This window comes from Allobosea sp. P4_E12, assembly GCF_056401655.1.
In genome coordinates this window covers 160,823-175,983 of the sequence record NZ_JBFUIY010000005.1, presented here as the reverse complement: position 1 = coordinate 175,983, position 15,161 = coordinate 160,823, and the positions used below count along the sequence as shown (strand labels likewise).

The following is a 15,161-nucleotide window of genomic DNA, read 5'->3' as shown; positions in this document are numbered from 1 at the left end:
ACCGGCTACCCTTGGTCGAGACACCTGATCTCCGGTGCCCGCAGACACCATCAGGCACCCGGCCTCGGCGAGGCGCCGCAGCCTTCGAGGACGACGCGCGCGATCGCGATGTCCTGAACGGCAAGCCCGGTCAGATCAGCAATCGTGATGTCGCGGGCGTCGTTGCGTCCGATCGCGCGCCCGGCAAGGACCGCACCAAGTTCAACGCAAGCCCTGCGCTCGATCAGTCCGTCGCGGGCCGCGGCGGCAAATTCGCCATGGTCGAGGCATTGATCGAGGGAATCGGCGATTCTGATATCGGCTGCCGCGACGAGGCCGCTCTCGAGCTCCTGCTTGCCCGGCGCATCAGCCCCCATGGCCGTGATATGTGTGCCCGGGCGAATCCATGCCGCCTTGAGCAGGGGGCTCGTGGCCGGCGTCGTGGTGATGATGGCATCCGCCTCGGCACACAGAGCCTCGGGCGATGTCGCGAGGGTAACAGCAATGCCTTCGCCCAGCAGCTCCGCCTGCACCGCCTCGGCGCGCTCCGCCGAGCGCGCCCAGATCGCGAATTGCGGCGCCCGTTCGCGCATCAGATGCGCGGCGGCACGGATCTGAAAGCGGGCCTGCGTGCCGGCACCGACAATGCCGATGCGACGCGCGTCGCTGCGGGCTCCGGCTCTGGTCGCGATGGCACCGGCGAGCGCGGTGCGCAGATCGGTCAGCCACCCCTCGTCACGCAAGATCGCCACGACCGCACCGGTCTCGGCCGAGAGAGCGATCATCATGCCGCTGCTGGTCGGCAGGCCGCGCCTGGGATTGTCGTAGAAACCGGTCGCGATCTTCACCACGAAGATCGGATCCCCCGTGATGTGACCGAATTTGATATGGCAGTCGCCGTGATGCGCGGGAAAGCCGAGATAGCCGACGGGCGGCATCTGCACCCGTCCCGCCGAGGCGGCCTTGAACCCCTCCTCCAGCGCCACGACGGCCCGGTCGAGATCAATGGCGGCTTCGATCTGGGCCCGCGCCAAATCAAGCATCGGTCGGTCCGTTCGCTTGGTTCAGATAGTTGTAGACGGTGGCGCGCGCGAGCCCGAGGACGCGCGAGATATAGGCTGCAGCATTGCGCCCGCCAAAGGCGCCGCTCGCGGCAAGATCGGCCACCAGTTGCCGCTTCTGCTCGCGGCTCAGCGCGGTCACGATCAGGCCGCGCTCCTGCGTCCATTGCTGGACATACTCGTTGATGCGCTCATGCCAATCCTCCTTGAACAGGACGGGCGGCTTGTCGGCTCCCGCGGGCACGGCCACGAGCGCGCCGAGCGTCTGCATCACGGCGTGGAAATGCGAGACGTCGACATTGATGCAGAGCACGCCGATCGCCGCGCCATTCGCGGTGAGGACGACGCTGATCGATTTGATCCGGCGGCCGTCCCAGTTGATCTTCTCGTAGGGACCGATCGTCGTCTCGGCCTCGTCGAAACCGATCTCGTTCAGGAGCGATGGCTCGCCCAGGACGCGCTGCGAGAAGTTGCCGGCGATATGGACCACGGTCTGCGAGCCGAGATCGTGCAGCACGACCTCGGCATAGGGACGGAACAGCAGGGCGACGGCGTCGCAGATCGGCGCATAGACCATGAGTTCGGTCGGCATGATCCAGGTCCTTGGCAGCCCCGGTCTAGCGCGGCTGCGACTTCAGATAGTCGCTCAGGCGTTCGAGACCGGCCTCCAGATGGTCGCCCGGAGCCCCGATTCCGATACGGATATAGCCGTCGAGACCGTAGACGTCTCCGGGCAGGAGCATGATGCCGCGTTCTTCGCGCAGCCGATGCACGAGTTCCGTCGAGTTCATCGAATGCGCATATTTCACGAAGGCCATGCCGCCGGCCTTGGGCGGAACGAAGGAGAAGAACTCGCTGTTGCGCTCGACCCAGCTCGTCAGGAGCGCCAGGTTCTGTCTCAGGATGGTCTTGCTGCGCTGGAGGATCTCGGCGCGCTTGGCCGGCTCGACGACGATGCGGGCGACATACTCGCTGATCGCGCTCGTGGTGATCGAGGTATAGTCCTTGCGCTGCCAGGCGGCGTAGATGTCGGCGGTGGGGCCGACCAGCCAGCCGATGCGCAGGCCCGGCAAGGCCATCGCCTTCGACAAGCCGCTGGTGATGATCGCCTTCTCGTAGAGATCGGCAAAGCTGGGCGGTTCATCACCCTCGAGCTCGGCGCCCTTGTAGACCTCGTCGGCATGCAGATAGGTGCCGTTCTGGCGGGCAATGGCGACGAGCCCGTTCATCGTTTCGCGCGAGAGCAGGCTGCCGGTCGGGTTGTTCGGGTGACAGATCGTCATCAATTTGGTGCGTGGCGAAACGGCCTTGCGGACGTCGTCGAGATCCGGGGTCCAGCCCAGTTCCTCGCGCAGCGCGACTTCCTTCACCGTGACCCCGATGGCCCGGGCCCAACCCCAGATCTGCAGATAGTTGGGCACGAAGACGACGATCTCGTCGCCGGGCTCGAGCAGCGACATTACCATCAGGAAATTGGCCTCGGCCGAGCCATTGGTGACGATGACCTCGTCGGATGTCCGGCCGCGATAGAGCCGCGCCACCGCTTCGCGCAACTCGACGGCCCCGTTCGTCCAGCCATAGCCCAGTTCGACATCGAGCAACGCATTGCGCTGGCCTTCGTCGAGCAACCCGTTCAGGCTGTAGGGGTGAACGCCGCTATCCGAGAGATTGAACTCAACGGTGTTCTCGTAAAGCGACTGGATCCGCTCCAGGCTGAATTCTTCGATCTTCATGACGCTCGTCCAAACGCGGGTTCGAGCTGTCTAGCATATGGGGTAAAGACAAAACAGTCTAAATTAGAAGCATTGTCTAATTTGATGGATCCTGGGCCGCTCGAGCCCCTCTTCGCGACGGAGCCGATACACCGTCGTCGGCGTCTCGCGCAGGAATTCGCGTTTTCGCCATCGCAGCCGGGCTGCACAGGCGCGCCCCAAGATTGCCCCGGCGGAGGTTGCCCACCGCCGTGCCTGTTTCAGCGAGCGACGCGCCTCGCCTGCTCGGTGCGCCGATCAGTAGCTTCAGCCCAGCGTGTCGCGCATCGCCTCGTCGAGGGTCTCGAGCAGGATGTCTGCATGCTCGCGCCGGAAGGTCATGGGCGGGCGCAGCTTGATGACGTTGTCGAAGGGGCCGTCGGTCCCCATCAGCACGCCGAGCTCCCTGGACCGATTGACGATGGCCGAAGCGGGTTCGCCGGCATGCTCCTTGGTTGCCCGGTCCCGCACGAGTTCAAGGCCGAGGAACAGGCCGCGCCCGCGCACGTCGCCAATGACCGAATGACGGTCCATCAACTTGCGCATGCCGGTGAGGAGATAGTCTCCCTGCTCCACGGCGTTCGGCAGAAGACGCTCGTCTTCGAGCACATCGAGGACAGCGAGCCCCGCCGCGCAGGACACGGGATTACCGCCGAATGTATTGAAATACTCCATCCCGTTGGCGAAGCGTTCCGCGATCTCGCGGCGCATCGCGACAACGGCAAGGGGATGACCGTTGCCGATCGGCTTGCCCATCGTGACGATGTCCGGCACGACACCGTGCTCCTTGAAGGCCCACATCGATTGGCCCACGCGGCCGAAGCCCACCTGGACCTCATCCGCGATGCACAGGCCACCGGCGCGACGAACGGCATCGTAGATCGCACCGAGATATCCCGGCGGCAGGAAGACCTGCCCGGCGACGCTTGGGATCGTTTCGGCGATGAAGGCGGCGGGCGCATGCCCGTCCTTCACGAGCCGGTCGATGATCTCGCAGGCATGCTCGCCATAGCGCTTGCCGATCTCGCCCTCCGGCCACTCCGCCGGCGCGCGATAGGGATCCGCGACGGGCAGCACATGCGTATGCTCCGGCCGCCCGCTGCCTCCCTTGCGCTTGAACTTGTAGGGGCTGATGTCGATCAGGCCCTGTGTGTGGCCGTGATAGGCCCAGTCCAGGACGATCATGTCGCGTCGCCGCGTATAGGCTCGGGCCGCGCGCAGCGCGAGTTCGTTCGCCTCGCTCCCCGTGCACACCACGAAGAACGTATCGAGCTCACCCGGCAGCGTCTTCGCCAGGCGCTCCGTGTAGTCGATGATGTTGTCGTGGAGATAGCGCGTGTTGGTGTTGAGGCGCTGGGCCTGCCGCGTGATCGCATCCACCACGCGCGGGTGGCAATGCCCGATATGGGCGACGTTGTTGTAGCAATCGAGATGGGCCCGGCCGGTCTCGTCGATCAGCCAGACATCTTCGCCGCGAACCATCTTGAGCGGCCTGCGATAGGACAGCGACAGATTTGGGCCCAGTCGCTTCTTGCGCGCCGCCTGCAGGGCATCCTTTTCTTGTCCGGTCCTGTCGAAGGTCTCCGGCGGCAGGCCCGCGAAATCATAGGGCGAAGGAAAGAGGTCGTTCCAGACGCCGGGAAAAGCCGACTCGCCAACGCCCGGAATGACGCTGACGTCATCATAATCCGCGGCGACGAGCTGCAGATGGAGATGCGGTATCCAGCCGCCATTCTCTGCATAGTCGCCAAGCCGCGCCACACAGGCGCCGGCCGGCAGTTCCTCGCCGACGCGGCGCTCGCGAACCGACGCATGATCCAGGTGACCCCAGAGGCTCCGGAAGCGCAGGCCAGGTTCCGGCTCATGCTCGAGCAGCAGGAGCCCGCCATAATCTTGCGGCGCAGGATTGATCGTGGCCGCCACCACCTTTGCCGGCAGCGGGGTAAAGAGCGGCGCACCCGCAGGCGCGAAGATATCGAGGCCGAGATGGATGTTCCGGCGCGCGCCGTCGATCAGGGTCGAGTCGAAAAAGGGCGCCGTATAGACGGTGCGCAGTTCGCCATACGGCCCGAGGCCGAGCGTAAAGCCGTGTTCCCTCTGCAGATCGGCATAGGCCCGGTCGGCCGCAGCATGATCCTGCGCCGCGCTCGCCCGCGCCAGCGACGCCTCGGGATTGCCGAGATCGACCACATGCTTCTGCTGGCGCGCCGGATGCGGGTGCATGAGCGGCGCCAGCGTCCGGCGGTTTGCGGCCAGCCAGCCCCGCAGGCGCCCGGCCCCGGGCGTCGCCTCGAGGCCACAGGCGTTGCGCAGGATCGCCGTGGCGATACGGCGATCGACCTTGCCGAGCCGCTCCAGGAGAGTCCAGGCCGGCCTTTCGCTGACGAGGAGATAGGGATTCTCGATCGCTTCGGCATGACGCGTCGCCGAAATCGACACGCTCACCGCCAACCGTGCGGCGATCAGATCGAGCAGGATGTCGAGCTCGGCGTCCTGCAGCGGCAGTTCCGCGTGATAGCCCGCAGTGATCATGGCGGCTGTTTCGATCGGGCTCTTCTCGTCGAGCATCGCATACGTGCAGGCGACGGCGAGCTCGGCGATAAGCGGCGAATGGGCCGCGTCACCAAAATCGATAAGACCCGCGATCGCGCCCTTCTCGGGATCGGCGACCAACAGGTTCCAGTCATTGGCGTCATTGTGGATGACACCATGGCGCAGGCGCCGGAGCGTCGGCGCGACCCGGGAATCATAGGTGTCGAGCACCTTCTCCAGGCAGCGCCGCTGTGCCGCATCGGACACATGGGACAGGCGCTGGCGCGCCCGCGGCGTCTCTCGGATCTCCCAATCGAAGGCGACATGCGCACCGGGATGACCGAAGCTGCCGAGCACCCGGTCGAGCTGCCCGAGGACACGGCCGATGTCGCGCAGCGTTTCCGGCGTCTTGGCAACCTTGGCCAGCGGTGTGCCGGGGAGATAGGAGACGAGACGGACACAATGACGCTCGCCGCCGCGGCCGGTCAAAAGGCCGAATTCCAGCCCATCGCGCGTCGGCACCACACGCGGCGTCGGCAAGCTCGGATCGTTGATTTCGACGTGCCGCAGCAGCGCGGTCTGGAATTCGATCGCGGTGAGCGGCTCGGCCCCATTGACGATCTTCAGGATGAAACGCTGCCCATCGTCCGCGCGCACGTCGAAATTCTGGTCGCGCTCACTGGGCAGGCCATCAAGGCGGCCGACAACGCCGAAGCGTTGCCGCAAGACCTCCGCCGCCTCGTCGAGGGAGAATGTCGGGCGTGGGTGGTTGACGAAGGTCATCGCAGGCTTTCCGAATTGTCGCTCTGCCATCAATCTGACATTGATGCGGTGGCGGCCGCGCTGCTCCAATCGGCGGTTTTGCCGCCATTGTGGCGGTAGCAACCTGCTATCGCCGCCACACGGATATCTGCGAGCCCTTGATGGCGATGGACGAGACGAACGCGAAGATTCTGCGGCTGCTCCAGGACAATGCGCGGCTGCCGATCAAGACGATTGCGGGAAGCGTCGGGCTCGCCCGCAGCTCCGTGCGCGAGCGCATCGCCAAGATGGAGACCGACGGCACCATCCGCGGCTACACGGCAACCGTCATGGAGGGCCGTTCGGGTGTTGACGCATTCCGCGCCTTCCTGATCATCCGCCTCACCAAGACACCGGCGCGCGACACGGTGGATCGGATTGCCGTGCTCCYGGCGGTCAGGCGGTGCTACTCGATCGGCGGCGAAATCGACGTCATCGCCGAAATCGAGGCGGAGACGACCCGGGCGTTGAACTCCGTGCGTGACGAGATTGCGTCGATGCCGCATGTCGCCGACCTGACGACGGCAATCGTGCTCGCAGACGAGAAGCCAGCCTGAGCGATCGACGGACGCCGGCGGTCAGCTCTTCGTCACGCCCGCGCCGCGACAGCCCGCATCACATGCGAGACCGCGCATGAGCGATCAGGTACTCGACCTGCGCGGGCGTCTCGATCGCGCCGGCTGCGTGTTCATGCCGGATTTTCGCGATCGCGGCCTCGGCTTCGAGGCCGCATTCGATGAGCAGCAGCGCTGCGACCGTCCCGGTGCGCCCAAGCCCCGCCTTGCAATGGATGGCCCAGTTCTCCCCCGCCGCGAGGCGACGCAACAGCGCAAGCTTCTGCCAGTCCGCGGCGAAGGCCGCAGTCGGCGCGCTGTAATCGGGAATGGCTGCATGGGCCCACTCCAGTCCGGCCTCCCGGACAGCCACGGAAAACAGCTTCTGCTCGCAAGGCAGCTCATGCGCCTCGACGAGACTGAGGAGCCCACCGGCTCCGAGCCTGGCGAGATGATCGAGATCCTGGGCGAGAGCCAGCACGGGATCGGCGCCTGGCAAGGGGCGCCCTCGCCACGATCCCGGACAAGGGGCCAGCACCAGCTTTCCGGCGATCCCGGGCAGCGCGATGATCGATGCTGGCTTCGAAGCTGACTTGTCCAAGCAGACCCCTCCGGCCCGCGCGCAAAGCGCGCAACGCCCATCAATTGACTCAGTGATATAGCTGTGTACAGCTATATCACTATGGAGTCCATGTCAGCCCCTCCGCCCAACACAGTGAGTTCCATGCCGCCTCCGCCACGGACGAGGCGTGAGCGGCTCGCGGCCGTGCTTTGGCCGGCGGCGACAATGCTCGGGATCGCCCTTCTCGGTCTCCTCGCGGCTCGCAACGTCTCTGCGAACCTTGCGGCTGCGGGAATGGAAATCGACTTCTCGTTCCTCTGGCAGGAAGCGGGTTTCGATGTCAGCGAAAGCCTGATCGGCTATTCGCCCCGCGACACCTACGCTCGTGTGCTGCTCGTCGGCATCTTGAATACCCTCGCCGCGGCGGCCCTCATCCTCGTCCTGGCAAGCGGCATCGGGCTGTTCGTCGGCATCGCCATGACCAGTTCCAACTGGCTCGTGCGCACGTTGGCGCGCACCTATGTCGAGTTGCTCCGCAATCTGCCGAAGCTCCTGATCGTGATCGCGCTCTATGTAGCGATGGTGCGCAACCTGCCCCATATCCGCTCGGCCTGGACCAGCCCCTTCGGCGCGATGCTGAGCAATCGCGGTCTCGTGCTGCCCTGGCCGATCATCGAGCAGGGCGGCCAAGCGCTTGCTATGGCAGCCTGCCTCTGGCTCGCAGGCGCGTTTCTGTGGCTCCGCGCCGCCCGGCTGCACCAGGACCGCACAGGCAAGCGCCGCCCGGTCTTCCTGCCTGTGGTCGCTGCCGCGGCGAGCCTCTACGCGGCGCTCGACCTGACAGGGACACTCCACGTCACCTGGTCTGTGCCGAAGCTGGCGGGCTTCAATGTTACCGGGGGCGTGAGCCTGTCCTTGCAGTTCACCGCGCTTGTGGTGGCCCTGTCGGTCTATCACGGCGGGCAAATCGGCGCGATCGTGCGCGGCGGCATCATCGCCACTTCGCACGGGCAGCGCGAGGCAGCACAGGCGCTCGGCCTCGACTGGTTGAAGACGATGCGGCTCATCGTGCTGCCCCAGGCACTGCGCGTGATCACGCCGCCGCTGGGTAATCAGTACTCCAACCTGCTGAAGAACACCTCGATCGCGCTGGCGATCGGATACTCCGATTTGCTCAGCGTCGTGAGCACATCGGTGAATCAGACATTCCGCCCGATCGAACTGATGGCGCTCGTGGCCGCCTTCTTCCTGATCGCGAACCTGCTGATCTCGGTCTTGGTGAACTGGTGCGACCATGCCTTCYGGCTGAAGGCGCGCTGAGAATGACGCTGACAGTCGAGACGATCGCCCGCGCGAATGCCCTTCCCCGGAAAGGGCTCGCGCCCATCCAGGGCTGGCTGCGCCAGAATCTGTTTTCGAGCTGGTGGAACACGGTGCTGACCGTCGTCACGCTCGCTCTTCTGGTCCTGTTCGCCTGGAGCGCGCTGACCTGGGTGGTGCTCGAGGCGGTCCCGTTTTCCGGCAACCGGGCCGAATGCCTGAATGCCTCGGGAGCCTGCTGGGCCTTTCTCAGCGAGAAGGCCAATCTCGTCCTGACCGGGACCTACCCGGCCGCCGAGCGCTGGCGCGCGCAACTCGCCAGCGGCCTGATCATCGTGACGATCCTCGTCTTTGCACTTGTTCCGATGAGGCTTGCGATCCGGGCAGCCATGGTCGTGGGCACTGCTGTGCTCTCCTACCTGCTTCTGCGCGGAGGCTTCGCTGGCCTGCCCTTCGTCGAATCCCACCGCTGGAACGGCCTGCCCCTCATCCTGTTCCTGTCTGCCTTCACGATGGCGGCAGCATTTCCGCTCGGCATCCTGCTGGCGCTGGCTCGCTGGTCGCAGCATCGCGCGCTGAACCTTGCCGCCGTCTCCTATATCGAGACGGTGCGCGCCATTCCGATGGTCGCGGTCTTGTTCGCCGGCATTTTCGTATTGCCGCTGCTGCTGACGCGCGGCGCGACCATAGAGCCCGTCGCCGCCATCCTGATCGTGCTGACCCTCTTCTATGCGGCCTATTTCGCCGAGGACATTCGCAGCGGGCTGCAGGCGCTGCCCAAGGGGCAGATCGAGGCGGGAGCCAGCCTCGGCCTCACCGCCGCGCAACGCATTCGCCTGATCGTGCTGCCCCAGGCCTTGCGCACGGCCATCCCCGGCATGACGAACACGATTATCGGCAGCTTCAAGGACACCTCGCTCGTCGCCATAGTCGGCATGCATGATTTGCTTTCGACAGCCCGCATGGCATATGCCGATCCTCTCTGGCAGGCCTATGCTTTGGAGGCGAACATTGCGATCGGGCTGTTCTATTTCCTCTGCTGCTGGATGATCTCCGAACGAGCTCGGCGGCTCGGGCACGGCGCCGGCAAGCTCGGCTGAGACCGGCCTTGCGACAGGGAGAGCTATGACGATCGAACTCACCAGCCCCGAGGCGCAGCAGCTTCGCCAGATGGTCCGCTCGCGCAACGACGTGATCTTCGAGATCGTGCGCGACCGCATCTGCCTGCGTGAATATGACGAAGGGCATGTCATCCACGAAGCAGCACTCGCCGCGGAGTTCCACGTCAGCCGCACGCCGATCCGGCAGGTCCTGCAGCGCCTTGTCTACGAACAGCTCGCGGAGACGCGAAACGGCGTCGGCACCATCGTTTCCTATGTCGATCATCACGCTGTCGACATGCTGCGTTTCCGCATCGGCCTGACGGGTCTGATCGCCGATCTCGTGCCGCTGCAGCTCCCGACTTCGCTCCGGTCCGACTATGCGCGGTTGCGCTCATTGGCCGAGGGGCTGCGTGACACCTCCCCCGTCAAGGATGTCTGGGGCGTCTGGCGCGCCCATCACGAGGCGCGCAACGCCTTGATCGGCGACGAGGCGCTGCGCCAGATGGACGACATGATTTTCTTCCGCATCGCGCGAAGCTGGGTCAGCTGGCTGAAATGCGATCCGGAGCTCGTGCGCGCCCTGCTCGTGCAGGAAATCGCGGCGACCGCCGAGAAGACCGAAAGCCTGCCGGCATCGGAGCTGTTTCGCCTGCATGCGGCGCATCTCGAATTGCTGCTCGCACGCTATGGCGAGGACGATAGCAAGTAGGAGACCTGGGCCTCGCTTTCGATTGCGCCCGGCCGAGCCGAGCGCACCGCGGCGATCGCGTCCTGCGGCGGCATTCCGGTCTCGATCAGCACGCGCGCGGCCATCATGCCGCTGCGGCCATATCCAGCGAGACAACAGAAGGCGGCACCCCGGCCGAGGCTTAGCTCGCCAAGGATCGCCTGGGCCAAACGCGGCCAGTCCAATGTCTCGTCCGGCGCGGAAAAATCCAGGATAGGCGCACAAACGAGGCGGATCCCGCGCAGCTCCGCAGCGCGTTGCAGATGTTCGCTGTCATCGGCATCGCATTCCGTCTGGTCCAGGAGGCTCACCAGGAGCGTCGTTCCCCTCGACTTCAGAACATCGAGAACCTGCTCCTGCTGATCCGCGTCGATGGTCCGTTCGCCCCGCCGGAGGATGACGAGCCCCGGCAGCGGCAACATGCCCACGGCTCCGGCATGCCCGCGGACCGTAACCCATACCGGCCCTTCCTCCATGCCCGCCCCCTGCAAACCTTGCCGGATCCAGTGTTCCGATCGGTGCCGACTAGAGGCAGATCAGGCGGAACTGTCCAGAACAATGGCATCGGCCGTCTCGGAAGAGCAGGCGACGGCGGTGCCGGAACGCATTCCGGCTCGCCGAGCGGTCGGCGAGCCGGAAGAAGGACACGCAGTCGCACTGCGGTTGAACGACGGCCTAGAGCATCGGCCCGAAAAGTGGATTGCGGTTTTCGGGAAAGCCGATGCAAAGACAAAGGGTTAGATCATCGGACTGGATACGATATCCGGTCCGATGATCTAGCGGACGGGGAACGCGAAGATCAGTCCGCCATCCCTGGCCAGGCGGTTCGGAGACGCTGAGCGGTCCATGGCGAGGGGCGAGCCCTTGCCGATATGCTTTTCGAAAACCTCGCCGTAATTGCCGACCTGCTTGATGATCTGCGCACTCCAGTCGGGACGCAGGCCAAGCTTCTTCGCCATGTCGGCAGTTGGCCCGGTCGGGGAGATCAACCGTTGCTCGTCGACTGGCAGATCCTTGAGCGAGGCGAGCTTGGCATCGATATTCTGCGAGGTGACACCGAATTCCTCGGCGGCGATCATGATCTGGACGCCCCAGAACAGCGTCTTCTCCAGCTCCGTATCCGGGCGCGACACAAGGGCGAGCGGCTCGGTGGCTGAACGTTGGGGAACGATCACGTAATCGTCCGGCTTCGGTGCCAGCAGACGATCGGCGGCCAGGGCCGATACCGAGCTCGCCACCGCATCGCATTTTCCGGAGAAGAATGCCTGCAGGCGTGCGGTCTTGTCGGCGATGTTCTCGACCTTGTAGGGCAGCTTCGCGGTGCCGAACCAGTCGGCGAGATAAAGCAGCGTCGTCGAGCCTTCTTCGGCACAGACGGTCGCGCCGGACAGGTCAGCGAGCTTCGTCATGCCGAGGCTTTTCGGCACCATGAAGCCCTGCCCGTCATAGAAGGTGGTCGTCACGAAGGACACGCCGGGATCGGCGTCGCGGGTGCCGGTCGCGGTGATGCCGCGCGAGGCAATATGTGCGCTGCCGCTGATGATCGCCTTCAGGCTGTCGGAGAACCCGATGCCGCGCAGCTCGGCCTTGGCCCCATCGCCGAAGATCGCAGCCGCCGCCATGCGGCAGAAATCGACATTGAAGCCGCGGAATGCGCCCTGGCTGTCGGGGACGGAGAAGCCGGGTGAATTCGGATTGACCAGGCAGACGAACTTTCCGTCCTGCTTGATCTTGTCGAGGACCGGGCCAGCCTGTGCGCCCGGCGCAGCGGCAAGCAGAACGGCCGCGGACAAGGCCATGCGGAGCACGTGAAACGCCATATCAATCCCCCTCTTCCCTCTGGAAGCTTATAGCTATCTACCTGTATACAGCAACGCAGCAAACCGTCAAACCCACGGCATCGCTCGCGGCGCTTTCCGTCGCGATGCCTCCCCATTCTGAAGACCCAGATCGAAGAGCCCCTCCCGGGGGTTCCGGTATGGCGCCTGAATCGAGGGCGGCCAGACTGGGCCATGGCAGACCAACGATGGCCTGTGCCTCCTGGTCGGGCCTTGAAGAGGGCGGCAGTTGCGAGGACCGTTGCTGGCGCGTCGGGGCCTGCTCGTCCCGGTTCGGTGCACAATCGCGACGCCCCGCCACACCACCCGGATTGCGGCACACGAAGGGGAGACCAGCCGGGCCGCCCCTGTCCGGCAGCCGCCATTGCGCTAGGTTCGTCGCAGCGGGAGCAGCCAATGGCCGGCCGCGATCGCGCCGGTTGCTTTCGGGGAACGGAAACGCCGACATACCGCCTGACACGGCATCAGAGCCTCGAAGAGTCCAATGGAGCAGGAATGAGCATTCGCGAGCAACTGGTCGAACGATTCTTCCGCTATCTGGCGGTTGAGAGTCAGAGCGACGCCACAGCGACGACGCTGCCGACCACTCCGGGCCAGCAGCGGCTCGCCGCATTGCTTGCAGAAGAGCTGCGCGCACTTGGACTTGAAAGGGTCGTGCTTGACGACCACGCCACCGTCACCGCCATGAAGCCGGGCACGAGGCCGGGCGCGCCGAGGATCGGCTTCATCGCGCATCTCGACACGATCGACACCGGCCTCTCGCCGACGATCCGCCCGCGCATCCTGCGCTTCGAGGGCGAGGATCTTTGCCTGAACCCGGAAAGGGACGTCTGGCTGCGCGTGGCGGAGCATCCCGAGATCCGCTCCTGGGTCGGGCAGGACATCATCGTCGGTGACGGAACGAGTGTGCTCGGAGCCGACAACAAGGCCGCGATTGCCGTAATCATGACGCTGCTCGAGCAGCTCGGCGCCGGGAGCCAGCATGGCGACATCCTGGTCGCCTTCGTTCCTGACGAGGAGATTGGCCTGCGCGGCGCGAAGGCACTCGACCTCGCCCGCTTCGACTGCGATTTCGCCTATACGATCGATTGCTGCGAACTTGGCGAGGTCGTGATCGAGAATTTCAACGCCGCTGCAGGCGAGATCGTCTTCACTGGCGTTACCGCCCACCCGATGTCGGCGAAGGACATCCTCGTGAACCCGCTGCTGATGGCGCTCGACTTCATCAGCCAGTTCGACCGCGCGGAAACGCCCGAGCACACCGAGGGCCGCGAAGGCTATTTCTGGTTCAACGACATCGTCGCCAATGCCAGCGAGGCGCGCCTGCGCGTCTTGATCCGCGACTTCGACAGGGAGCAGTTCGAGCGGCGCAAACGGCGCATCCGCAAGGTTGCCGACCTGATTGCCGCGCAATATCCCAAAGGCCGTGTCGACTGCCAGGTGACCGATACCTACAGCAACATCCATGACAGCCTGGGCGATGACCGCCGCTCGGTCGACCTGCTCTTTGCGGCGCTGAAGGCACTGCAGATCGAGCCGAAGCTGATCCCGATGCGCGGCGGAACAGACGGCGCAGCGCTCTCGGCCAAGGGATTGCCGACCCCCAACTTCTTCACGGGCGCGTACAACTTCCACTCGCGCTTCGAGTTCCTGCCTGTTCCCGCCTTCGAGAAATCATGGGAGGTCGCGCGCATGATCTGCACCTTGGCAGCGCAATCAAACGGCCCACTCGAGGTAACCCGCCCGGATTGAACGGGTCCGCGCTGAGCGTCGTCGGTCGCAAAAGGGTTCATGCTCCCGACGACACCAGCGGGCAGATCGGATCGGGCGCCCGGACGCGTCCTGGCAAGGGGACCTTCGCCGGACGTCAGCGGCGCGCCTCGTCGCGCTCGACATCTACGCTGCCACGGCCGCCCGAACGGCAGACCGCGTGTAAGTCCAGGATCATTAGAATTCTTACAAACTATTGATATTGAAGAGATTTACGTTTCTCGTCTATGACGGATCCCAGGGTACGGATGCCATGGGGCAGGAATGGACGATAGGCTCGATCAGGATCGGTCGTCGGCTTCGATGCAGTTGTTCTCGAAGCGGCTGAAGGTGTCCGCCGGAACGTTTCGGCACGGGCGGGGCGAACAGGTCGTCGGGCCGATGAAGCGGGGGCTCAAGGTCGTCGTCATGCTGCAGGGACATCAGTCCTATGAGCTCGACGACAGGCCGCCTCTGACCATCAACAGCCCGATGCTGCTGGTCGCCGCCAATGACGGCGATCATGTCCAGAAACGGACCTGCCTGTCGGGCGAGGGCGTGCGCTGCGCGATCGTGCAGCTCGATGCCGACTTCGCGCAGGACGAACTCGGCGCCAGCTTCTCAGGTCTGATGGGACAGATGCAGGGCAGCGGGATCGGCCCGGGACTATGGGCGCGCGCTGCCGGCGCCGATCTGCGCGGGATCGCGCTGCAGATGGCGGAGTGCCGGATCGAAGGCGCGATGCGCAATCTCTACATGGCCGGGAAGGCGCTCGAACTCGCGGCCACAGTTGTGGACCAGATCGTCAACGAGCGGCCGCAGCGAGCCGCGCGGCTGTCGCCGCGAACGATCGAGCAACTGCGTGCGGCGCACGCTCTGCTTCTTCAATCGGCCCGCAATCCCCCGACACTGGGGGAACTCGCCAGGAATACCGGCCTCAATGTCACCAAGCTGACGGCTGGATTTCGTCAGCTCTACGGAGCGAGCGTTTTCGACTATCTCCAGGCCCATCGCCTGCAACAGGCCTACGACCTGATCCGCAGCGGCGAGAAGAGCGTCGCCGAGGCGGCCTACCACGTCGGATACAACCCTGCGCATTTCTCGGGGATTTTCCGGAAGCGCTTCGGCATTCTGCCCAGCACCTTGCGTTGACGCCGCTCTGCTGAAATTCTGGCAACCGATTG

13 protein-coding genes are annotated in these 15,161 nt (G+C 64.9%); 6 read left to right on the top strand and 7 right to left on the bottom strand.

The features are described from left to right. Positions 1-50: 50 nt before the first annotated feature. The 4 genes from AC1DW9_RS08125 to AC1DW9_RS08110 all read right to left on the bottom strand — a co-directional run bounded on the left by AC1DW9_RS08125 (position 51) and on the right by AC1DW9_RS08110 (position 6,106). Entirely contained in the window at positions 51-1,022 is a 972-nt protein-coding gene (locus AC1DW9_RS08125) for a Rossmann-fold NAD(P)-binding domain-containing protein (RefSeq protein WP_476767662.1), read from the bottom strand. Further along, entirely contained in the window at positions 1,015-1,632 is a 618-nt protein-coding gene (locus AC1DW9_RS08120; protein ID WP_476775308.1) for a helix-turn-helix transcriptional regulator, read from the bottom strand. The genes AC1DW9_RS08125 and AC1DW9_RS08120 overlap by 8 nt, the downstream gene beginning before the upstream one ends. Before the next feature lie 25 nt (positions 1,633-1,657). Next, positions 1,658-2,773, bottom strand: a complete 1,116-nt coding sequence (locus AC1DW9_RS08115; RefSeq protein WP_476775307.1) for an aminotransferase class I/II-fold pyridoxal phosphate-dependent enzyme — start codon at positions 2,771-2,773, stop codon at positions 1,658-1,660. 285 nt (positions 2,774-3,058) lie between these two features. Further along, positions 3,059-6,106: an aminotransferase class III-fold pyridoxal phosphate-dependent enzyme gene (locus AC1DW9_RS08110; protein WP_441487801.1), complete on the bottom strand. Its 3,048-nt coding sequence runs from the start codon at positions 6,104-6,106 to the stop codon at positions 3,059-3,061. 140 nt (positions 6,107-6,246) lie between these two features. On the opposite strand from AC1DW9_RS08110, the gene AC1DW9_RS08105 reads away from it, so the two are divergent. Continuing rightward, positions 6,247-6,681 carry an Lrp/AsnC family transcriptional regulator gene (locus AC1DW9_RS08105; protein WP_476855066.1) on the top strand — a complete coding sequence of 145 codons (435 nt, stop codon included), beginning with the start codon at positions 6,247-6,249 and terminating at the stop codon, positions 6,679-6,681. Between the two features lie 58 nt (positions 6,682-6,739). On the opposite strand, the gene AC1DW9_RS08100 is transcribed toward AC1DW9_RS08105, so the two are convergent. Further along, positions 6,740-7,279, bottom strand: coding sequence for a phosphatase domain-containing protein (locus tag AC1DW9_RS08100; RefSeq protein ID WP_441487799.1), 540 nt, complete (start codon positions 7,277-7,279; stop codon positions 6,740-6,742). Positions 7,280-7,465: 186 nt separating this feature from the next. Between AC1DW9_RS08100 and AC1DW9_RS08095 the strand changes: the two genes are divergently transcribed. The 3 genes from AC1DW9_RS08095 to AC1DW9_RS08085 are packed head-to-tail and all read left to right on the top strand — an operon-like array spanning position 7,466 to position 10,372. Further along, positions 7,466-8,560 (top strand): amino acid ABC transporter permease, encoded by a 1,095-nt coding sequence (locus AC1DW9_RS08095; protein ID WP_476855065.1) that lies wholly within the window; start codon positions 7,466-7,468, stop codon positions 8,558-8,560. Between the two features lie 2 nt (positions 8,561-8,562). Then, entirely contained in the window at positions 8,563-9,660 is a 1,098-nt protein-coding gene (locus AC1DW9_RS08090; protein ID WP_476775305.1) for an amino acid ABC transporter permease, read from the top strand. Positions 9,661-9,685: 25 nt separating this feature from the next. Further along, the gene (locus AC1DW9_RS08085; RefSeq protein WP_441487796.1) at positions 9,686-10,372 is read left to right on the top strand and encodes a GntR family transcriptional regulator; all 687 of its coding nucleotides are present in this window, start codon (positions 9,686-9,688) and stop codon (positions 10,370-10,372) included. Here the strand turns inward: AC1DW9_RS08085 and AC1DW9_RS08080 are convergent. Then, complete coding sequence (locus tag AC1DW9_RS08080) at positions 10,348-10,812, bottom strand: protein-tyrosine phosphatase family protein (protein ID WP_441504254.1); 465 nt, start codon at positions 10,810-10,812, stop codon at positions 10,348-10,350. The two genes, AC1DW9_RS08085 and AC1DW9_RS08080, sit on opposite strands and share 25 nt — an antisense overlap. A 354-nt stretch (positions 10,813-11,166) precedes the next feature. Further along, positions 11,167-12,210: a transporter substrate-binding domain-containing protein gene (locus AC1DW9_RS08075; RefSeq protein ID WP_441504253.1), complete on the bottom strand. Its 1,044-nt coding sequence runs from the start codon at positions 12,208-12,210 to the stop codon at positions 11,167-11,169. Between the two features lie 513 nt (positions 12,211-12,723). On the opposite strand from AC1DW9_RS08075, the gene pepT reads away from it, so the two are divergent. Together pepT and AC1DW9_RS08065 are read left to right on the top strand one after the other, a co-directional pair. Further along, a complete protein-coding gene (pepT, locus tag AC1DW9_RS08070) occupies positions 12,724-13,980 on the top strand; it encodes a peptidase T (RefSeq protein ID WP_441504252.1) in 1,257 nt (418 codons plus the stop codon). 282 nt (positions 13,981-14,262) lie between these two features. Then, on the top strand, positions 14,263-15,129 hold the full coding sequence (locus tag AC1DW9_RS08065; RefSeq protein WP_441504251.1) for a helix-turn-helix transcriptional regulator: 867 nt from the start codon (positions 14,263-14,265) through the stop codon (positions 15,127-15,129). Positions 15,130-15,161 lie beyond the last annotated feature (32 nt).